We start from the raw sequence: 19,475 nt of genomic DNA, 5'->3' as shown, positions 1-19,475 counted from the left end.
GGGACGACGGCGCGCAGGTGGTGCAGTTCGCCGACAACGGCACCGCCGACCACCTGTGGCGACTCGTCGACAACGGCGACGGCCGGTACCGCATCCGCAACGTCCACTCCGGCAAGGTGCTGGGCGTGGACGGCATGTCCAAGGGCGAGGGCGCCCGCGTGGTGCAGTTCGCCGACAACGGCACCGCCGACCACCTGTGGCAGCTCGTCGACAACGGCGACGGATTCCTCCGGGTCCGCAACCACCACAGCGGCAGGGTGCTGGCCGTCCTCGACGGTTCGGCGGCGGACAGCGCCCCGGTCGTGCAGTACGCGGACAACGGCGCGGGCGGCCATCTGTGGCGCCTGCTGCCCGACGGCGCGGTCCGGCTGGAGAACCGGCACTCCGGCAGGGTGCTGGCGGTGTCCGGCATGTCGAGGGAGGACAGCGCCCGCGTCGTCCAGTTCTCCGACAACGGCACCGCCGACCACCTGTGGACGTTCCTGCCCGACGCCGACGGCTGGTACCGCATCCGCAACGAGCACTCCGGCAAGGTGCTCGGCGTCCATCTGATGTCCGGGGACGACAGCGCACCCGTCGTCCAGTACGCCGACAACGGCACCGCCGACCACCAGTGGCGGCTGGTGCACGACGGCGCGGGCTGGTTCCGGCTGCGCAACCGCCACAGCGGCAAGGTGCTCGGCGTGGACGGCATGTCCAAGGACGACGGCGCGCAGGTGGTGCAGTTCGCCGACAACGGCACCGCCGACCACCTCTGGCGCTTCCTCTGACCCGGCGCCCGGCCGCGTACCGGCCCGGCGCCGCCGACCGTCCCCGCCGTCCCCGAGGACGGCGGGCCCGCCCCCGAACGCCTCACCGAGGAGCACAGATGCGCCCTTCGCCACCCCACCGGCCCAGGCGGCCGTGGCACGCGGTCGTCGCCGCGCTGAGCACCTGCGCGCTGGTGTGCGCCGGTCTGCTCACCACCGGCGGCACCGCCCGGGCCCAGGCGTCCGCCTGGACGCCGAAGCCCTCGCCCATGACCACCCCCTGGACCGACCGGGTCCCCGTCGACGAACCCCTGCCGGAGTACCCGCGCCCGCAGCTCACCCGCCCGGACTGGGCCAACCTCAACGGCGTCTGGGACTTCGCGGTGACCGCGGCGGACGCCGGACAGCCCTCCTCGTTCCCGGAGCAGATCCGCGTCCCGTTCCCCGTGGAGTCCGCGCTCTCCGGAATCCAGCGCAAGATCACCCAGAACGACAAGCTCTGGTACAAGCGGACGTTCACCGTCCCGGCCGGCTGGAGCGGCCGGCGGATCCAGCTCCACTTCGGCGCGAGCGACTGGCGCACCACGGTGTGGGTCAACGGCCGGCAGGCCGGCGCGGTCCACAGCGGCGGCTACGACGCGTTCAGCCATGACATCACGCCGCTGCTCAGGAGCGGCACCAACACCCTCGTCGTCTCCGTGTGGGACCCCACCGAGACCGGCGGCCAGGCCGTCGGCAAGCAGCGGATCCGCGAGGTCACCCCCCAGCCCGGCGGCGGCATCTTCTACACGGCCGCCTCCGGGATCTGGCAGACGGTGTGGCTCGAGCCCACGGCGCCCGCGCACATCGCCCGCCTGGACATGGTGCCGAACCTGGCGGACAGCACCCTGAGGGTCACCGTGCGCGGCGCCGGCACCGACGGCCACCGGGCCAGGGTGACGGTCTCCGCCGGGGGCACCACCGTGGGCACCGCCACCGGCCCGGTCGGCAGCGCGTTCGCGGTGCCGGTGCGCAACCCCCGCCTGTGGTCCCCGGAGGACCCCTTCCTGTACGACGTGAAGGCCGAACTGCTCTCCGGCACCTCGGTCGTCGACTCGGTCGGGAGCTACGCGGGCATGCGCTCCGTCGCCGTCGCCGAGGTGGACGGCGTGCGGCGCATCGTCCTCAACGGCGAGTTCGTCTTCCAGAGCGGCACCCTCGACCAGGGCTACTGGCCCGACGGCATCTACACCGCGCCCACCGACGAGGCCCTCCGGTTCGACCTGCAGAAGCACAAGGACCTGGGCTTCAACATGGTGCGCAAGCACATCAAGGTCGAGCCGCAGCGGTGGTTCCACTGGGCCGACCGGCTCGGCCTGCTGGTGTGGCAGGACATGCCCTCGATGGACCTGCGCACGCCGGACACCGCCGCCCGGGCGCAGTGGGAGGCGGAGTACGACCGCATCATCGACCAGCACCGCAGTTCGCCGTCGCTGGTGATGTGGGTCAACCAGAACGAGGGCTGGGGCCAGTACGACCAGGCGCGGATCGCCGACAAGGTGAAGGCGTCCGACCCGTCCCGGCTGGTGAACAACATGAGCGGCGTCAACTGCTGCGGTTCCGTGGACGGCGGCAACGGCGACGTGATCGACCACCACATCTACGTGGGCCCCGGGGTCACCAGGCCCACGGCGACCCGGGCCGCCGTCCTCGGCGAGTTCGGCGGACTCGGCTACCGGGTGCCCGGCCACGAGTGGTATCCGGGCGGTGGGTTCAGCTACGAGGACCAGGCGAGCATCACGGCCCTGAACAACCGGTTCGTCGGCCTGCTGGACGCCATCCGCGAGAACCAGATGCCGATGGGGCTCTCCGCCTCCGTCTACACCGAGATCACCGACGTCGAGAACGAGGCCAACGGCCTGCTCACCTACGACCGGCAGGTGGTCAAGGTCGACGCCGCGCGGGTCAGGGCGGCCAACCTCGCCCTGATCGACGCGTCGCGGAATCCGCCGCCGCGCGCGACCCTGCCCACCGGGGCGTACAAGTCGCTGCGGGTGACCACCCCCGGCTACACGAACCGCTACGTGCGCCACAAGGACGGCGCGGTCTTCACCGAGGTCGTCGACGGGAACAGCAGCAGCCTGCTCAAGAACGACGCCACCTGGAAGATCGTCCCCGGCCTCGCGGACAGCTCGTGCTACTCCTTCGAGTCCCGCAACTACCCCGGCGAGTACCTGCGCCACCGCGACTTCCGGGTCTACCGGGAAGCGGGGGACGGTTCCGCGCTGTTCAGGGCCGACGCCACTTTCTGCGCCGTACCGGGAAGCGGCGGAGTGCGCCTGTCCGCCTCCAACTTCCCCGGCCAGTACCTGCGGCACTACCACGCGGAACTGTGGCTGGCGACCCCCGGCGGCGCGCACGCCTGGGACGCCCCGGCATCGTTCACCGAGGACACCACCTGGGCCGTCGAGGAACCCTGGGCGCCCTGACCGCCCCGCGTGCGCGAACGGGTGCGCCCGCCCCCGGCCGGCCGGGGGCGGGCGCACCGATGACTTTCCGCACGCTCGGTCGTCCCACCACCGGGGACCGACCCCGACGGAGGCGGAGCATGGCCACGCTGCAGTACCAGTGCACCATGTCGCTGGACGGCTTCATCGCCGGACCGGACGGTGACATGTCCTGGCTGACCGGGCACCTCGGGCCCAATCCGGCGGCGGACCGCGTCATGGAGCGGACCGGCGCCCTGCTCGTCGGCCGCCGTACGTTCGACGGTGACGATCCGTACCGGGGCACCGAGCACGAGGGCGAGCCGTACGGCGGCGGGTGGGACGGTCCGCTGTTCGTGCTCACCCACCACGCCCCGGACACCCCGGTCCCCGGCGTCACGTTCGTCGGTGACCTCGACGGCGGTGTCGCCGCGGCCGGGGCCGCCGCGGGCGACGGGTACGTCGGCGTGCTGGGCGCCCAGGTGGCCGCACAGTGCCTGGATGCGGGGGTGCTCGACGAGATCTTCGTGTGCATCGCGCCCGTCCTGCTGGGTGACGGCGTGCGGCTGTTCGACCGTCCGGGCGGGACCGAGGTCACGCTGGAACGTCTCGGCCTCACCGAGGCGCCGGGGGCGACCAACCTGGCGCTGCGCGTCGTCCGCTGAGCTCCGGACCGGCCCGGGTCACCGCCGCCGGGCCGGTCATGGTGCGCGCCGCGGCCCGGCGGCGGGAGCGGGCCGCGTCCGCGGCGGCCGGCCGGGCACCGACGCGGGTCGCGCGTCCGTCACCGCGTACCGCACGGGTCCTGCGAGATCTCCGCCGCCGCCAGCTCACGCACCACGGGGTAGGGCCGCTGGGAGCGCTCGGTGAGGAACCGCGGGTTGCCGGTGACGACCACGCTCAGGTGGTCCGGGACGACCAGGACGACCTGCCCGGACCAGCCGGCGGCGTAGTAGACCCCATGTCCGGCGATGGTGTCCGTCCAGAACGTCCATCCGTAGGGGCGCATCTCCGGCGCTCCTCCCCCGGTGTGCGGCCGGGTGGCCCGGCGCATCAGGTCGCCGAGGGCGAAGGCGTCGGTCCGCCACGCCTCGCCGATGCGTGCCAGGTCGGTCGCGGACACCCGGAGACCGCTGAAGCCCCAGGCGATGCCGTCCGGGTCCACGGGCCAGTGCCAGCGCTCGATGCCCAGGGGCCGGAAGACGATGCGTTCGGCGTAGGCCCGCAGGTCGCCCACGGCCTCGGTGACGGCGGCCGCCAGCAGGTGCGCGGCACCGTTGTCGTACTGGAAGCGGGTGCCCGGCGGATGGGCCTGGGGGCTCTCCAGGAGTGCGCGGACCCAGCCGCCGCCGAGTGCCGTCACCCGGTCGATGGCCTCCGGTCCTCCGCACTCCGCGCCACCGGTCATGGCCAGCAGGTGCCGGATCCGGACGGCCCGCCGGGGCGGCGGCACCCGGTCGCCCAGGGCCTCGCCCAGGGTGGTGTCCAGGCCGATCCTTCCCTCGCGCACCGCGGACAGCACCAGGGTGCCGAGGACCGACTTGGTGACCGAGAAGACGTCCGCGGGCTCGTCCGGCCGCCGGACCCCCAGGCTCTCCTCGGCCACCGGCACGCCACGGCGGATGACCACCAGGTGCTCGGTGTGGGCGTGCGGTGCGCTTCGCAGCGAGGCGACCGCCGAGCTGATGGACACGGGAACGACTCCTTCCGGGTGCCGCCTCCGGGAGCGGCACACACATCGGTATGACGGCAGTCTGCCGTCCGGCGGGCCGGGGGGCACCGGGATTCCGCGGGCGTCCTCGGCGCCCCGGTCCACCGCGGCCCGGGGACCGTCATGGGCCGTCAGAAGGCCCACGACACCGTGTTGTCGAGGCCGGCCAGGACGGCCAGGACCACCAGGTCGCAGACGCCGAGGAAGAGGCCGAGGAGGGCGCGGCCCCTGCGGGTCGTACCGCGCCGCAGGGCGAGGGAGGCCAGCACCACCGCGATGGGCCCGAGGAGGACGTTCATCGCGAGCAGGCCGACCAGCCCGAGGACGAAGGAGGCGACGGCCATGTCGTCCGGGTCCCGGGGGACGGCGCGCCTGCGGACGTGTGCGGTGGATGCCACGGTTCACACTCCTTCCGGCCGGTTCCGCCGGTGCCGTCCGCGCCGCTCGCGGACGGCGAAGGCCAGGAGCCACCCGCCGATGACCGCGGCGGCCACGAGGCTGACCGGAACCGGGAGGTGGGCGACCGGGCCCAGCAGGATTCCGAGGAGCAGAAGGGCTGCGGCGAGGAGGAACACGGTCTGCCTTTCGCGTAGCGGACCTTGCTGTCGAGGCGCCTGCGTCGGCACCGGGAGCATTCAGTGTACGAGTGTTCACTGAACCGCGAGCCCAAACCCGGGCCCGCCACGGCCGCGCCGGGCCGTTGTTTACTGAACGGCATGAGCCGCACCGCCGCCCCGCCGGCCGGGACCCGCCGGATGCAGAAGCAGCGGACCCGCCGGGCACTGCTGGACGCCGCCCTGCGCCTGCTGGAGCACCAGAGCCTGAGCAGCCTGGGCCTGCGCGAGGTGACCCGGGCGGCCGGTGTGGCCCCCACCGCGTTCTACCGGCACTTCCGGAGCACGGCCGACCTCGGCGTCGCCCTCGTCGAGGAGGCCCTCGGCGGCCTGCACGGCATGATCGCCGGCATCCTCGCCGAGACCGGGGAGGACCAGGACGAGGAGCGCATCGACCGCACGGTCGACCTGATCGCCCGTCATGTCCGGGACCACCCCGCCCACGTCCGCTTCATCATCCGTGAACGGCACGGCGGGGTGCGGCTGGTGCGCGAGGCGATCGGCGCCCAGTTGCGCCGCTTCGCCGTCGAGGTGGCGGCCGAGTACGCCGGGCATCCGAGCACCCGGGGATGGGGCGAGGACGACCTGCGCATGCTCGGCGGCCTCTACGTCGACCAGATGGTGATGACGGCCTCGGCCTTCCTGGAGGCCGCCGAGGAGGCGGAACCGGGGGCGGCGGCGGAACGGGTGGCCTCCGTCGCGCGCCGCCGGCTGCGGCTGATCAACCTGGGCCGCCGGCACTGGCTGGATTAGGGCGCGGCCGGTACGCCCCTGCGGCCGCCCCCGGGGAACGGCGCGTCCGGCCGTCGCGGCGCGTCGGGGCATCGGCGTCAGGGCGGCCCGGCGCGCCCGTGACCTCTGCGGCCTCACCCTTTCCTGGTCCTCCTGGTCCGGCTCGCGCCCGGCGCCGCCGCGGCGCCCGGTGCCGGTGCGCATCGCGCCGGACGGGACCCCGGTTTGCATACACCATGTATCGGATACATGATGTATCCGTTGGTGGTGCCGCAGGAAGAGGACGCCCGCGGGTTCCGCGGCCCGGCCGGCTCCCCGGCCCGACCGGTCGCCGCCGTCGGCCGGGAACCGTGCGGGCACCGGCCCCGTAACCTGCCCGCCGTCCTCCCTCCGCCCGTCACACGGAAGGTCCGCACCGTGCCGAAGTCGCCGACCAAGCGCCGTCCCATCACGCTCGCCTCGCTCGCCGACAGCGCCCTCGCGCTGTTCACCGAGCGCGGCTTCCACGCCACCTCGATCAGCGACATCGTCCAGCGCGCCGGGCTGACCCGCGGCGCCTTCTACTCCAACTACCGCGACAAGGAAGAGCTGTTCCTCGCGCTCTACGACGCCCGCACCGACGCCCTCCTGGCCGGGCTGAGGGAGGCGGCGGCCCGACTGGAGCCCGGTCAGGACCCGGTCGACCGGTTCCTGGCGTACATCGCCGGCCGCACCCCGCAGGAACGCCAGTGGTTCCTGGTGTCCATGGAGTTCACCCTGCACGCCGCGCGCAACCCGGCGGTGGCCGAGGCGCTGGCGGCCCACGAGGAGCGCCTGGTCCGGGGCCTGTCGGAGATCTTCGAGGAGACGCTCGCCCGCGACGGCCTGCGGCCGGTCGTCGCCACCGACGACCTGACCCGCCTCGTCATGGCCCTGTCCAGGGGACTGACCGCCGTCGGACTGGTCCAGGGCGCGCACGCGGGCACCCGGGACCTCGCCGCCCGCGTCGCCCCCCGTCTGCTGAGCGCCCTGACCACCACCGCCGTCACCGAGCAGCCGGACGGGCGGCCCCGGCACGGCCACCACCCCGGCGAGGACGACCGGGAAGACGACCGAGAAGACGAAGGAGCCCCCGACGCATGAACACCCCGGCCACCACCGACGACCACACCCACGCGCCGCCGGGCGGGCCGCGGGGTTTCCTCGGCGAGCTGCGGGACGCCCTCAGCCTCCGGGGCCTCCTGCTGGTCACCGGCGCCCTGCTGCTCCAACTGGCCTTCGTCCTGTCCTACGTCGGCGCCTTCCACTCCCCCGCCCCGCACGGGATACCCGTGGCCGTGGTCGCCCCGGACGGCGCGTCCGAACGGATCGTCGACCAGCTCAACGCCCTCGACGGGGATCCGGTCGAGGCCCGCCCCGCCGGGAGCGAGGCCGCGGCCCGCGCCCTGATCCTGGACCGGACCGTGGACGCGGCGGTCCTGGTCGACCCCCGGGGCACCACCGACACCCTGCTGGTGGCATCGGCGGGCGGCCCCGCCGTCTCCACCACCGCCGCCCGGCTCGCCGAGGACATCGAGGCCTCCCGGGGCCGGAAGATCACCACCGAGGACATCCTCCCGCCCGCCGAGGGCGACGGCCGGGGCATGTCCTCCTTCTACCTCGTCATCGGGTGGATGGTCGGCGGCTACCTGGCCGCGGCCATCCTCGGCGTCGCCGGCGGCGCCCGTCCCGCCAACCTCCACCGCACCGCCATCCGGCTGGGGGTCCTCGCGGCGTACGCGGTCGTCTCCGGGCTCGGCGGCGCCATCATCGCCGATCCCGTCCTCGGCGCCCTGGAGGGGCACTTCGTCCAGTTGTGGGCGCTGGGCGCCCTGACCGTCTTCGCCGCCGCAGCCACCACCGTCGCCCTGCAGATCCTGCTGGGCATCGTCGGGATCGGCGTGGCCATCCTGGTCTTCGTGGTCCTGGGCAACCCCAGCGCCGGCGGCGTCTACCCCGCCGCGCTCCTGCCGCCCTTCTGGCGCGCCATCGGCGACTGCATCCCCACCGGGGCCGCCACCACCGCCGTCCGCAACACCGTCTACTTCTCCGCCAACGCCATCACCGGCCCCTTGTGGACCCTGGCCGGCTACGCGGTCGGCGGCGTCCTCGTCGCCCTGCTCGCCTCCGTCCTCCACCTCCGGCGCGGCGCCTCCGCCGGCACGGAGGCCTGAGCGGAGGCCTGAGCGGGGGACGGGCGTCCTCCCGCGCGGGCCCGCCGGTCACCGCCGGCGGGCCCGCCCCTCGGTGGCGGGCCCCGTACGGCCCCTCCCCGGCCGGCCGCGTCCAGCGGCAGCGGGGCGGAGCGGCGGCCTCAGTCGCCGCCGGAAGCCACGATCTTCCGTACGTTCTCGATGTTCCCGCAGTCGGCGTCCAGGTGCTCCGCGCGCGCCCGGCTGAACGCCTCCCCCAGTTGCGCGCGCCGCTCGTCGCTGACGTTCTCGCGGGCGTCGTTGAGCAGGGTGCGCTCCTCCTCGTCCGCGTGGTGGTTGACCGCTGTCACCAACTCCTCGAGCTTCTCCTCCCACTCCTGGGAGGCGGTGTCCTCCACCTCCAGCAGGGCGAGCAACGCCTCGTTGGCCTCCTGGTGTTCGTGCACGCTGTGCTCGACGTCGTCGTCGTCCACGTTCTTGTAGCGCCGCAGCGCCGGATAGACCTTCTCCTCCTCGGCCGTGGCGTGGGCCACCAGGAGGGCGGCGAACTCCCTCAGCGCACCGGCCCGGTCGGCCTCGGCGTTGCGCATCGTGCGGAAGAGGTCCTCCATCCTGCGGTGGTCACGCAGGATCAGCTCGACGACGTCGTTCGTGGTGGACGGCATGATCGACTCCTCAAAACCGTGGAAGAAGGCGGTGATCCGGTCCGGCGGATACCCCGTTTCCCGCGCGCCAGGCATTCCGCGTCCGCCGCCCGTCCGCCCGGCGGCCGCGGCTCCGGCCGACACGCCCGGTCTCCTGCCCGGCTGACCGCCCGTCGGCGGGCGGCCGGGACGCGCGAGCGCACCCGAAGGGATTCGTTTTCACCCGGCACGGGAGGTTATCCGCCGGGTATGGCACGGACATCGAAACTGGGACACCGAGACGGAACCGACTGCCGTACCCACGACGGTCGTCATCGCGACCGCGCGTCCCGCGGGCCCGGCCTCCAGCCGGACGACGGGGTCGGCCCGGACCCGGAGGTGGAGCGCAGGGCTCCCGACGAGCCGGGCGAGCTGCCGGGGAGGTCCTGGTGGGCCGTGCTGAAGCGCACGGTGCGGGAGTTCAAGGACGACGAGCTGGCCGACCGGGCGGCCGCCCTGACCTACTACGGCGTCCTGTCGCTCTTCCCGGCGCTGCTGGTGCTGGTCTCGCTGCTGGGCGTCGCGGGCGAGTCGGCGGTCCAGCAGGTGCTGGACAACCTCCGGAAGCTCGCCCCGGGCCCCGCCCGCGACATCGTCGTGAGCGCGGTGCGGCAGTTGCAGGGCAAGGGCGGCACCGGTTCGGTGCTGGCGGTCGCCGGTCTGCTGGCGGCCGTGTGGTCCGCCTCCGGTTATGTGGCGGCCTTCATCCGCGCCTCCAACGCCCTCTACGACATGCCCGAGGGCCGGCCGGTGTGGAAGGTCATGCCGCTGCGCCTGACCCTGACGGTGACACTGCTGGTCATGGCCTGCGCGAGCGCGCTGACGGTGGTGTTCACCGGAGGCATCGCCCGGCACGCCGGAGCCGCGCTGGGCATCGGGGACACGGCGCTGACGGTGTGGTCGGTCGTGAAGTGGCCGCTGCTCGTCCTGCTGGTCATGCTCATGATCGCCCTCCTGTACTGGGCCGCGCCGAACGCCAGGGGCCGCGGTTTCCGGTGGATCACCCCGGGCAGCTTCCTGGCCCTGGTCGTCTGGATGGCCGCCTCCGCCGGTTTCGCGGTGTACGTGGCCAACTTCGGTTCCTACAACAAGACCTACGGCACCCTCGCCGGTGTGGTCGTCTTCCTGACGTGGCTGTGGATCACCAACCTGGCGATCCTGCTCGGCTTGGAGTTCGACGCCGAGATGGCCCGGCAGCGGGCCATCGCCGGTGGTCATCCCGTACCCGAGGAGCCGTACGTCGAGCCCCGCGACACCCGCAAGTGGACCGAGGAGGACCGCCGGCACCTCGCACAGGCACAGGAGCCGTCCGCCGCGGCCGACCGGTCCGACGGCGCGGCGGACCGGAGGTGATCCGGCGGTGATCCGGCCGGATCAGGGTACGCGCGCACTGACGACCGTCCGTCGAAGGGAGGTACATGCGATGGCGGTACGCCGTGACGTACGGCACAACCCCGGATGACGAACCGATCGGATCGGAGAAGGGCAAGGTGAACGGCGTTGAGCACCGCTGGGAACCGCACCGCGCACAGCGGTCATGACGACTCGGTGGGCGAGCTGGTCTCCCGGGCGTCGCAGCAGCTCTCGCAGCTCGTGCGGGACGAGATGCGGCTGGCACGGGCCGAGATGGCCCAGAAGGGCAAGCGCTTCGGGATCGGCGGCGGACTCCTCGGTGGCGCCGGGATGGTGGCCTTCCTCGCACTGCAGGCGCTGGTCGCCACCGTGATCGCGGCGCTGGCCCTGGTGCTGCCGGTGTGGGCATCCGCGCTGATCGTCTGCGTCGTGCTCCTGGCCGTCGCCGCCGCCTTGGCCGTGGCGGGCAGGAAGCAGGTCGGCCAGGCGTCCCCGCCCGCGCCCGAGCAGGCGATCGACGGCGTCAAGGCCGATGTGACCGAGATCAAGGAGAGGGCACACCGATGAGCGACAACACGCGGACGCGCGGCTCCACCACCGAGGAGTTGCGCGAGCGGACGGAGGCCACGCGCGAGCAGTTGGGCAGGACCGTGGAAGCCCTGGCAGGGAAGGTGGACATGAAGACACAGCTGCGGGACAGGACGGCCGCGGCCAGGACCCGGGTCCTGGGGACCGCCGCCCAGGCGAAGGTGACCGCCCAGCAGAAGGCGGTCCGACTGGGGCAGTTGGCCCAGAGCAGGCTTCCGGAGCCGGTGACCGAGAAGGCCGCCCTGACCAAGGAGCACATCACCCGGGCCGCGACGACGGCGGCGGGCAGGCTCCAGGAGAAGACCCCGGACGCGGTCGCCGACAAGGCCGCCGCGGTCACGCAGACCGCACGCCGCCGGCCCGGCCCGCTGCTGGCCCTGGCGGCCGTAGCGCTGGTCGTACTGGCCGCGAGGCGCCGCGGCGGGAAGCGCCGTTGAGGGCTTCCGGGGCGTCGGCGGGCCGATCGTCCCGGTGCTCGGGGCGGTCGGCGGAATGACCGCCGGGCGGTGTCCGGTCGGGCGTGGTGAACGCCCGGCCGCGACACCGCCTCCGGCGTTCGGCGCCCGTACCGCGCGCACTGTTCGCGAGCCGCCGCACCACCACCGCACCACCATCGAGCGGGCGGCCCCGACCCGGTGGAGGTCGGGGCCGCCCGCTCGGTGCGGATCCGCGGTGGTGTCAGTCGGTGGAGAGGGCTTCGAGCACGTCGCCGACCGCGCGGTCGGGCAGGGCGCGCGCGACGTCGGCCAGCGCCACGATGCCGATGAGCCGGTGCCCGTCGATGACCGGCAGCCTGCGGACCTTGTGGGAACTCATCGTGCGCAGGATCTCCTCCGCGTCGTCGTCGGCGCCGATGGTGACCGCCTCGCCCTGGGCCAGGTCACCGGCCTTGACCTCGGCGGGGTCCTTGCCCGCTCCGAGCACCTTCACCACGACGTCCCGGTCGGTCAGCATCCCCTTGAGCCGGTCGTCGGTGCCGCAGATCGGCAGGGCGCCCACGCCGAGTTCGGTCATCTTCCGCGCCGCGTCCAGCACGCTCTCGTCCGCGCGCACGCACTCGGCGTTCCCCGTCATGATCTTGCGTGCCGTCGTCACGCTTGCCTCCCACGACTTGTCGTCTTGACTGTTGCAAACCGGAAACATGAGGGCGGATAACCGCGAAGACGGTGGCCAAACACGGCGTGCGGTCATGGCATGCGCGACCGGCCGCCGAGGGAGGCCGCTGGAAGGGGCACGGCCGGTTTGCGGGACGGCGGCGCGGCAAGGCGGCACAGGGGAGGTCGTCGCCGTCCGAAGGAAATCCCATGCTCATCGTTGCCGCCCTGCTGACTCCTCCCCTCCTGCTGTGCGCCGTACTGGCGCTGGGACGTTACGAGGACCACATGCTGGCCCGGTCGGCACCGGCGCGCCACGCCCGTCCCCGGCGGCACCTTCGCCTCGTGTCCGGCTCCGGCGCCCCCTCCCCCTCCCCCGCGGCCGACTCCGCGCCCCGGGCCGGGCTCCCCACGACCGGGTCCGGTCACGCGGCCTGAGGGGGCGGCACAGGGGCCGGACCCCCGAACCGCCCGATGCCCCAACGGAGTTCGCGCGCCGATGCCACCGGGGCCCGGGACGTTGGGGTCGGCGCCCCATCCGTCGCGCGGTACCGTCCGTGGCCGGTACCGGATGCCGACGAACGGGACCTTGAAAGATGGCAGGCATACCCCGTGCAAGCCGGGGTAGGCGGGGCTTCAACGGAAACAGTGCAGAAGACCGGCCGGTCGAACAAGGGAGGGGCAGCATGACGACGACGGCGATTTCCCGGACGAGCGTCGAACACGGTACGGACGAACTGCCGGAGGTCGCCGATCCGCAGAAGGTCGCACCCAAGGACGCGCGGGAGCTGTCGAAGCTGTTCTTCGATCAGTTGGCGGTACTGGAGGAGGGAACTCCGGAGTACCAGTACGCGCGCAACACGCTGATCGAGATGAACATGTCGCTGGTGCGCTATGCGGCCGGCCGGTTCCGCAACCGCGGCGGCGACATGGAGGACGTCGTCCAGGTCGGCATGATCGGCCTGATCAAGGCCATAGACCGGTTCGAGCTGTCGCGCGAGGTGGAGTTCACCACCTTCGCCGTGCCCTACATCGTGGGCGAGATCAAGCGTTTCTTCCGTGACACCTCCTGGGCCGTGCACGTCCCGCGCCGTCTGCAGGAGGCCCGCACCGAACTGGCGCGCGCCACCGAGGAGCTGAGCACGCGACTGGGCCGCTCGCCGAAGGTGAGCGAGCTGGCCGCGCTGATGAACCTGACGGAGGAAGAGGTCATCGAGGCCCGCATGGCCTCCAACGGCTACCGCTCCGCCTCCCTGGACGCCGCCATCAACGGCAACGAGGACGGCGAAGCGGCCCTGGCGGACTTCCTCGGCGCCGAAGACCCCGCCATGGAACTCGTCGAGGACTTCCACGCCCTGGCGCCGCTCATCGAGCAGCTCGACGAGCGTGACCGGCAGATCATCCACCTGCGGTTCGTCGAGGAACTCACCCAGTCCCAGATCGGTGAACGGCTCGGCTGCTCCCAGATGCACGTCTCCCGGCTGCTGGCCCGTGTCCTGGCGCGCCTGCGGGAGGGCATGCTCGCCACGCGCTGACACCGGCTCCGGCACCGCTCCGTCGGGGAGTACGGACCGGGACCGGAGAAGAGGCACAAGGCCGAAGAAGGAGGCCCCGGGGCGAACCCGGGGCCTCCTCGTTCACGGCCCGGACTCCGGCCTGGTCCCTCGTGTTCATCCGGTCGGCACCGGCGGCGGTCTCTCCCCCGGCACGACGGCACGGTGCCCGCCACCGCGCCGGGGAGGCGCTGCCCGCGGGGCGTGGAACGACGGTTACCAGGGCAGGACGGCATGGATTTCCTTGCCGTCCTGCTGCGGCACGACTTCGAGGCTGTGGGCCAGCCGTCGGACGATGGACCAGCCGAAGCCGCCCGTGCCGCCTTCCAGATCGCCCGAACGGGACCGGGGCAGGGCGGCGCCGGTGTCCCGGACGGAGACCCGCACCCCGTTCACGACGTGTGCCAGGCGCAGCGTGAGAGGGCCGGGGGCGTGGCGGACGGCGTTGGTGACCAGCTCGGAGACCACCAGCAGCACGTCGTCGCGGGCGCGGTCCCCGGCGGGCGGCACGCTCTGCGCGAGCGTGGTCAAGAAGGCGTCGGCGGCATCCCGGGCCCGGGCGATGGCACCGGGATGACCGTCGAGATCGACGCGCAGTTGCGGAGCGCCCACACCCCCGGCTGTCACCAGTTCCATCGCATGCCCCCCGGCTGCCACAGCGGTACAAGAATCCGTCTGCCCGTCGACGTATCCGCCACACGACGGAATGTCCCGCCGTCGATCCCCCGTCACTCCTGTCCCATAGTGCCGCCGCCGCGAGCACGGAGCCGCACGACGCGCTGGAAGGGCAGCCGCTCACCGTCCCGCCGGCACGGCGGCATCCCGGCGAAACGGTCAGTCGGTGACGGCGAGGTACTCCGTCAGGCCCACCAGCTCCATCACCCGGGCGGGCTGGCCCCGCACTCCCTTCACGACCAGGTGTCCGCCGCGTTCGCGGCAGCAGCGCTCCAGGTCGAGCAGGGCATGCAGGCCGGCGGAGTCCATGAACGGCACCCGGGAGAGGTCCACCACCACCTCTCGCCACGGTCCTTCCACCTGTTCCACCGCACTGGTCAGCGCCGGTGCGGTGTGGTAGTCGACCTCTCCTTGCGGCCGCAGCACCACGGCGCCGCGCTCGCGGCTGACGGGAACGGACAACGCACGCACGGCTGTTCACCCCCTTCCCGGGGCAGATCAGCCCACGTCGACCAGCACCGCCCGGCGGGGGACGCCCCGCAGGCAGCCGCGCCCCGGTCACCGCGGACACAACACGCCGATCCCGCCCGGACGACGGAACGGCTCTCCCCCACCGTCACACACTCCGGCCTCACCGCGCCACCGTCGATCCCGCATCCGCCCCGCCTCCCTGAACCGGCGACTTCGGCCGGACGGTCACGCCGGCCGGCCGGAGTGTCGTTCACCGGCCGGCCCGATGGCGGACCCGGCTGCCTTCCCCGGCCGCGGAGGTTCGTCCGCCGGCCGGAGGCGTCCATGCGCCGCCGCGGGAACCGTCCGGGCTACTCCTGGAGCATCTGCTGGATCCTGGCGAGGGTCAGGACGTCGCCGCCTATGCCCCAGCCCCCGTCGGGGACCTCCTCGATCAGGACGAGGGTGGTGGCGCGGGCCCGGTCGCCGTAGATCTCGGCGTAGAGGTCGGTGGTACGGGTGACGATCTTCTCCTTGTCCTCGGCGGACAGGCTGCCGGCGGGGACCTTGAAGGTGGCGAAAGGCATGAACGGTTTCCTCACGGTGCGAGGGGCGGTTGGGACGGGGTGCGGCGGAAGGCCGCTCGCGGCGCCGGTCAGAGACTGCTGCCGCTGGTCAGGAGGTCTTCCAGTCCGGCGCGGCGGAAGAACTCGACCCGGATGCGGTCGGCGACGGCGGAGACGACCTCGCTGCCGTCCCGGCTCGGGTCGACGTGGACGCGGAAGGGACGCTGCCCGGCGGGGAGGTCCACGACACGGGCGACGTGCCGCGCGACGTCCGCGGCGTCCGCGTCCGGTGGTATGAGGGCGGCGAGACGATCGCTCAGTTCCTCCCGCAGCGTCCCGTACCGGGCGTCGTACTCCGCCTCGCGGCCGGTGTCGGCCGGGGAGCCGGCGTGGGCGAAGTGGTTGGTGCCCGAGGTGAAGGCGCCGGGCACGATGATGGAGGTGTCGATGCCGAAGCGGATGAGTTCGCCGGCGTAGCTGACGGCGAGGGCGTCCATGGCCGCCTTGGCCGCGAAGTACGGGGCGAGGAACGGCGGGCAGCCGCCCCGGGTGCTGGAGGAGCCGATCCAGACGAGCAGGCCCTCGCGCTGCCGGCGCAGATGCGGCAGGGCCGCGCGGTTGACGCGCTGGGTGCCCAGGACATTGGTGTCGTAGACCTCGGCCAGTTGCTCGGGGGTGAAGGCTTCCGCCGGCCCGAGCACCATGTGCCCGGCGTTGTGGACGACGACGTCGAGCCGCCGCTGCTCGCCCGTGACACGGGCGATCGCGGCGTCGACGGACTCCTGGGAGGAGACGTCGAGGTCGACGGCGCGCAGGTCCACCTGGTGGGTGTCGGCGTAGGACCGCAGTTCGGCCGCCGCGGCGGCGTTGCGGGAGTGCAGACCGCGCATGCCGGCGTAGACGGTGTGCCCCTCGTCCGCCAGGGCGCGCACGGTGAGCGCGCCGAATCCGCTGGATGCGCCGGTGACGACGATGGTCTTGCGGGAGTTCATGGGAGGACGTTCCCTTCTCCGCCGTGGGGCGGATCGGCCCGCTCGCCGGGCGGCGAGCGGTCAGACGATGCCGCCGTTGGCGCGGATGACCTGCCCGTTGACCCAGTGGCCGTCGGGGCCGGCGAGGAAGGCGACCACGGAGGCGATGTCCTGCGGTGTGCCCAGGCGCTCCAGGGGCGGCTGGGCGGCCATGCGGGCGATGGTCTCCTCGTCCTTGCCGTCCAGGAACAGCTCGGTGGCGGTGGGGCCGGGGGCGACGGCGTTGACGGTGATGTCCCTGCCGCGCAGTTCCCGGGCCAGGATGAGCGTCAGCGCCTCCACCGCGCCCTTGCTCGCCGCGTAGGCGCCGTAGGTCGGGAGGGCCAGGCCCAGCACCGAGGTGGAGAAGTTGATGATCGCTCCGCCGGTGCGGAGCCTGCGCGCGGCCTGCTGGTCCACCACGAACGTGCCGCGGACGTTCGTGCGGTGCAGGTCGTCCAGCACCGTCAGGTCCAGCTCGGCGAGCGGGGCCAGCGCCATCCGGCCGGCGGCGTGCACGACGACGTCGACGCCGCCGAAGGCGCTTTCCGCGGTGTCGAACAGGGCGGCGACCTGCTCCTCGTCCGCGACGTCGGCCCGGGCCGCGACCGCCGTGCCGCCCGCGCCGCGGATCTCGTCGGCGACTTCCTCCGCGGCGTCCTTGCGGCCGGCGTAGCCGACGACGACCGCGAAGCCGTCCGCGGCCAGCCGCAGGGCCGTCTGCCGGCCGATGCCGCGCGATCCGCCGGTGACGACGGCGACGCGGGGAGCGTCGGCGGACGCCTGGGTGCTCTCGCTGTACGTGGTCATGACGTCCCTCCGGAAAACGTCGTTAACATCTCGACGCAAACGACGATAACAGAGTTCCGTAGCGATGTTAAGACCCGGCCCGTAACGGCGATAAAGAGCGGCGTATCATCGTTGTCATGGACGTGAGGGAGCGGATCCTGGAAGCCGCCACCGAGCTGCTGGCCAAGTCACCGGACGCGGACGTCTCCACCCGGGCCGTGTGCGAGGCCGCGGGCGTCGGCGCCCCCGTGCTCTACCGGCACTTCGGCGACAAGGCCGGCCTGCTCTCCGCCGTGGTCGACCACGGCTTCGAGCGGTACCTCGCCTCCAAGCGCGCCGCCCGGCCCAGCGACGACCCCGTCCGGGACCTCGAGGACGGCTGGGACAACCACGTCCGCTTCGCCGTCGAACACCCCAACCACTACCGGCTGATGTACTCCCCCGGTCTCACCGCTCCCCCCGGGGCCGCCGCCGAGGCCCACCGGCTGCTCCGCGCCGTGCTGGAGCGCTGCGCCGCGGCAGGCCGCCTCCGCGTCTCCCCGGACACCGCCACCCGGATGATCATGTCCGCCAACACCGGTGTGGCCCTCTCCCTGATCGCCCGGCCGCACCTCTATCCGGACACCGACTTCTCCGACCGCGTCCGCGACGCCGTCATCGGCGCCGTCACCCGCCCGGCCGCGCCGGAGCGGCCCGTCACCCGGTCCGGCGGCGACACGGACGTGCCCTCCGCGGCCGCCACCCTCGGCGCCCGGCTGCGTTCCACGCCCCCCGCCGCACTGACCCCCGCGGAGACCGCACTGCTCCAGCAGTGGCTCGCGGTCCTGGCCGACGGCCACGGACGGTCCTGACCGCCGCCGCGCGGCGGCGGTGAGGGCCGTCCGGCCCGGCCGGGCCTCAGCGGGGAACGCCCCCGACGGGGGCCGTTTCGTCGTCCTGCTCCCTGACGACGCGGATCGCGGCGTCCACGAGGGCTTCCAGGCCGGTGTTGGAACCGCTGCCCGGGCGCCAGACGACCTGGGAGTACGCCTCGAACGGCACGGTCCAGTCGATCGGGAAGAGCCGCCGTTCGGCCAGTTCCCGCCGCACGGTGACGGCCGGCAGCAGGGCCATGCCCAGTCCCAGGGAGACGCTCCGCTTCACCGCGTCCACGGAGCCCAGCTCGAAGGTCCTGGGACGTTCCGCGGCGTCGTGCAGGCCGACCGCCTGCTCGTACAGCCTGTGGTACCCGGCGTCGCTGTCGGCGCGGATCAGCGAGGCGGTGCGCAGGTCCTCGCGGGTGACGTCGGACCGGCCGACGAGCAGGTGGTCGGGGCCGCCCACCAGGACGAGCGGCTCGGGACACAGGACCGCCGCCCGCAGGCCCTCCCACTCCCGCTGGGAGTCGATGAAGAAGGCGCAGTCCAGCCGCCCGTCCCGGACGTCGGTGACGGAGTTGTCCGCCGCCGGGGTGTGCATCGACAACTGCATCTTCGGATAGCGCCAGTACAGGTACTCGACCACGGGCAGCAGCCGGTACGTGGCCAGGCTCTCGATCGCGCCGACCTCGATCCGGCCGTGCGGCTGCCCGCCGGAGCCGACCGCCTGGCGGGCGCGCCCGGTCAGCCGGACGATCTCCCGGGCGTACGGCAGCAGGTCGGCGCCGGCGGCGGTCGGCCTGACGCCGCCGGGGAGCCGCTCCACCAGCATGGTGCCGAGTGCGAGTTCCAGCGACTTGATGCGGGTCGTCACGGTCGGCTGCGACAGGTGCAGCCGGGCCGCGGCCCTGGTGAAGCTGCCGACTTCCACGACAGTGATGAAGGCGTCGAGTTGAGGTGCGTCCACGTCTTTGACCTCCCTGGCGTCGCGCCGCTTCCGCGCGGTGCCTCTCGCCGCCCAGCATCGCCGCGGGCCGCCTTCGGCCGGCTATCGCCCGGCAAACCCGGCGGCGATAGCCACCGGGATAGCGGGGCACCGGCCGCCGATAGCCCGGCGATGTGCCCCCTCCCTAGCGTCGTTCCCGCAGCCGGCCGAAGCCCGGCCGCCGCCGACAGCCACCAACGGATCCAAGGGAGTGCGGCAATGACACGGAAGGCACGTTCCGGCCGAGCGACCGGCCTGGCGGCCCTGACCCTTCTCGCCTCGTTCACCTGCCTCGCGGCGACGGGCCACGCCGCCTCCGGTACGGCGGCCGTGGGCGCGACCGACAGCGACACCCCCTGGCCCGCCCCCAGGACGACCGCGTCCGCCGCCGCGCTCGCCGACACCCCGTGGCCCGTCGGCTCCTGACCGT

Annotated in this window: 23 protein-coding genes; 13 read left to right on the top strand and 10 right to left on the bottom strand. The window is 73.2% G+C overall.

Features of this window, described 5'->3' with window-relative positions; genetic code table 11:
* The 3 genes from VE546_RS14330 to VE546_RS14320 all read left to right on the top strand — a co-directional run.
* Positions 1-770, top strand: a 770-nt coding sequence (locus tag VE546_RS14330; RefSeq protein WP_324922251.1) for an RICIN domain-containing protein, incomplete at its 5' end; no start/stop codon positions are given.
* A 98-nt stretch (positions 771-868) separates the two neighbouring features.
* Complete coding sequence (locus VE546_RS14325; protein ID WP_324922249.1) at positions 869-3,217, top strand: AbfB domain-containing protein; 2,349 nt, start codon at positions 869-871, stop codon at positions 3,215-3,217.
* A 119-nt stretch (positions 3,218-3,336) separates the two neighbouring features.
* On the top strand, positions 3,337-3,879 hold the full coding sequence (locus VE546_RS14320; protein WP_324922247.1) for a dihydrofolate reductase family protein: 543 nt from the start codon (positions 3,337-3,339) through the stop codon (positions 3,877-3,879).
* Between the two features lie 119 nt (positions 3,880-3,998).
* Here the strand turns inward: VE546_RS14320 and VE546_RS14315 are convergent, their stop codons facing one another.
* Positions 3,999-4,907, bottom strand: coding sequence for a serine hydrolase domain-containing protein (locus VE546_RS14315; protein WP_324922246.1), 909 nt, complete (start codon positions 4,905-4,907; stop codon positions 3,999-4,001).
* Positions 4,908-5,056: 149 nt separating this feature from the next.
* The gene (locus VE546_RS14310; RefSeq protein ID WP_324922255.1) at positions 5,057-5,269 is read right to left on the bottom strand and encodes a DUF4190 domain-containing protein; all 213 of its coding nucleotides are present in this window, start codon (positions 5,267-5,269) and stop codon (positions 5,057-5,059) included.
* A 372-nt stretch (positions 5,270-5,641) separates the two neighbouring features.
* On the opposite strand from VE546_RS14310, the gene VE546_RS14305 reads away from it, so the two are divergent.
* The 3 genes from VE546_RS14305 to VE546_RS14295 all read left to right on the top strand — a co-directional run bounded on the left by VE546_RS14305 (position 5,642) and on the right by VE546_RS14295 (position 8,463).
* On the top strand, positions 5,642-6,292 hold the full coding sequence (locus VE546_RS14305) for a TetR family transcriptional regulator (RefSeq protein ID WP_324922244.1): 651 nt from the start codon (positions 5,642-5,644) through the stop codon (positions 6,290-6,292).
* A gap of 396 nt (positions 6,293-6,688) precedes the next feature.
* Positions 6,689-7,393, top strand: a complete 705-nt coding sequence (locus VE546_RS14300) for a TetR/AcrR family transcriptional regulator (protein ID WP_324922242.1) — start codon at positions 6,689-6,691, stop codon at positions 7,391-7,393.
* Positions 7,390-8,463 carry a DUF3533 domain-containing protein gene (locus VE546_RS14295; RefSeq protein ID WP_324922240.1) on the top strand — a complete coding sequence of 358 codons (1,074 nt, stop codon included), beginning with the start codon at positions 7,390-7,392 and terminating at the stop codon, positions 8,461-8,463. The genes VE546_RS14300 and VE546_RS14295 overlap by 4 nt, the downstream gene beginning before the upstream one ends.
* 140 nt (positions 8,464-8,603) lie before the next feature.
* Here VE546_RS14295 and VE546_RS14290 read toward each other — a convergent pair whose 3' ends face one another.
* Positions 8,604-9,107 carry a hemerythrin domain-containing protein gene (locus VE546_RS14290; RefSeq protein ID WP_324922238.1) on the bottom strand — a complete coding sequence of 168 codons (504 nt, stop codon included), beginning with the start codon at positions 9,105-9,107 and terminating at the stop codon, positions 8,604-8,606.
* Positions 9,108-9,335: 228 nt separating this feature from the next.
* On the opposite strand from VE546_RS14290, the gene VE546_RS14285 reads away from it, so the two are divergent.
* From VE546_RS14285 to VE546_RS14275, 3 genes are all read left to right on the top strand, one after another.
* A complete protein-coding gene (locus tag VE546_RS14285) occupies positions 9,336-10,478 on the top strand; it encodes a YihY/virulence factor BrkB family protein (RefSeq protein WP_324922236.1) in 1,143 nt (380 codons plus the stop codon).
* A gap of 147 nt (positions 10,479-10,625) precedes the next feature.
* Positions 10,626-11,045: a phage holin family protein gene (locus VE546_RS14280; RefSeq protein WP_324922234.1), complete on the top strand. Its 420-nt coding sequence runs from the start codon at positions 10,626-10,628 to the stop codon at positions 11,043-11,045.
* Complete coding sequence (locus tag VE546_RS14275) at positions 11,042-11,503, top strand: DUF3618 domain-containing protein (RefSeq protein WP_324922232.1); 462 nt, start codon at positions 11,042-11,044, stop codon at positions 11,501-11,503. The genes VE546_RS14280 and VE546_RS14275 overlap by 4 nt, the downstream gene beginning before the upstream one ends.
* Before the next feature lie 241 nt (positions 11,504-11,744).
* Here the strand turns inward: VE546_RS14275 and VE546_RS14270 are convergent, their stop codons facing one another.
* On the bottom strand, positions 11,745-12,161 hold the full coding sequence (locus VE546_RS14270; protein ID WP_324922231.1) for a CBS domain-containing protein: 417 nt from the start codon (positions 12,159-12,161) through the stop codon (positions 11,745-11,747).
* A 209-nt stretch (positions 12,162-12,370) separates the two neighbouring features.
* Here VE546_RS14270 and VE546_RS14265 point away from each other — a divergent pair, with 209 nt between their 5' ends.
* Positions 12,371-12,598 (top strand): hypothetical protein, encoded by a 228-nt coding sequence (locus VE546_RS14265; protein WP_324922229.1) that lies wholly within the window; start codon positions 12,371-12,373, stop codon positions 12,596-12,598.
* A 248-nt stretch (positions 12,599-12,846) separates the two neighbouring features.
* Positions 12,847-13,695: an RNA polymerase sigma factor SigF gene (locus tag VE546_RS14260; protein ID WP_324922227.1), complete on the top strand. Its 849-nt coding sequence runs from the start codon at positions 12,847-12,849 to the stop codon at positions 13,693-13,695.
* Between the two features lie 234 nt (positions 13,696-13,929).
* Here VE546_RS14260 and VE546_RS14255 read toward each other — a convergent pair whose 3' ends face one another.
* The 5 genes from VE546_RS14255 to VE546_RS14235 form a co-directional block, all read right to left on the bottom strand.
* Positions 13,930-14,349 (bottom strand): ATP-binding protein, encoded by a 420-nt coding sequence (locus tag VE546_RS14255; protein WP_324922226.1) that lies wholly within the window; start codon positions 14,347-14,349, stop codon positions 13,930-13,932.
* Positions 14,350-14,547: 198 nt separating this feature from the next.
* A complete protein-coding gene (locus VE546_RS14250; RefSeq protein WP_324922224.1) occupies positions 14,548-14,859 on the bottom strand; it encodes an STAS domain-containing protein in 312 nt (103 codons plus the stop codon).
* Between the two features lie 350 nt (positions 14,860-15,209).
* Positions 15,210-15,425 (bottom strand): 4-oxalocrotonate tautomerase family protein, encoded by a 216-nt coding sequence (locus tag VE546_RS14245; protein ID WP_324922222.1) that lies wholly within the window; start codon positions 15,423-15,425, stop codon positions 15,210-15,212.
* Between the two features lie 68 nt (positions 15,426-15,493).
* Positions 15,494-16,396 (bottom strand): SDR family oxidoreductase, encoded by a 903-nt coding sequence (locus VE546_RS14240; protein WP_324922220.1) that lies wholly within the window; start codon positions 16,394-16,396, stop codon positions 15,494-15,496.
* A 60-nt stretch (positions 16,397-16,456) separates the two neighbouring features.
* Positions 16,457-17,224 (bottom strand): SDR family oxidoreductase, encoded by a 768-nt coding sequence (locus tag VE546_RS14235; RefSeq protein WP_324922218.1) that lies wholly within the window; start codon positions 17,222-17,224, stop codon positions 16,457-16,459.
* 116 nt (positions 17,225-17,340) lie between these two features.
* On the opposite strand from VE546_RS14235, the gene VE546_RS14230 reads away from it, so the two are divergent.
* Complete coding sequence (locus tag VE546_RS14230) at positions 17,341-18,054, top strand: TetR/AcrR family transcriptional regulator (RefSeq protein ID WP_324922216.1); 714 nt, start codon at positions 17,341-17,343, stop codon at positions 18,052-18,054.
* Between the two features lie 46 nt (positions 18,055-18,100).
* On the opposite strand, the gene VE546_RS14225 is transcribed toward VE546_RS14230, so the two are convergent.
* Positions 18,101-19,027, bottom strand: a complete 927-nt coding sequence (locus VE546_RS14225) for a LysR family transcriptional regulator (RefSeq protein WP_324922214.1) — start codon at positions 19,025-19,027, stop codon at positions 18,101-18,103.
* Positions 19,028-19,264: 237 nt separating this feature from the next.
* Here VE546_RS14225 and VE546_RS14220 point away from each other — a divergent pair, with 237 nt between their 5' ends.
* Positions 19,265-19,471, top strand: coding sequence for a hypothetical protein (locus VE546_RS14220; protein ID WP_324922212.1), 207 nt, complete (start codon positions 19,265-19,267; stop codon positions 19,469-19,471).
* The last annotated feature ends 4 nt before the right edge of the window (positions 19,472-19,475 follow it).

It is taken from the genome of Streptomyces sp., from assembly GCF_035644915.1.
In the GTDB taxonomy this organism is placed as follows: Bacteria; Actinomycetota; Actinomycetes; order Streptomycetales; family Streptomycetaceae; genus Streptomyces.
Note: the sequence above shows the minus strand (reverse complement) of the source record. Positions and strands in the feature narration are given on the sequence as shown.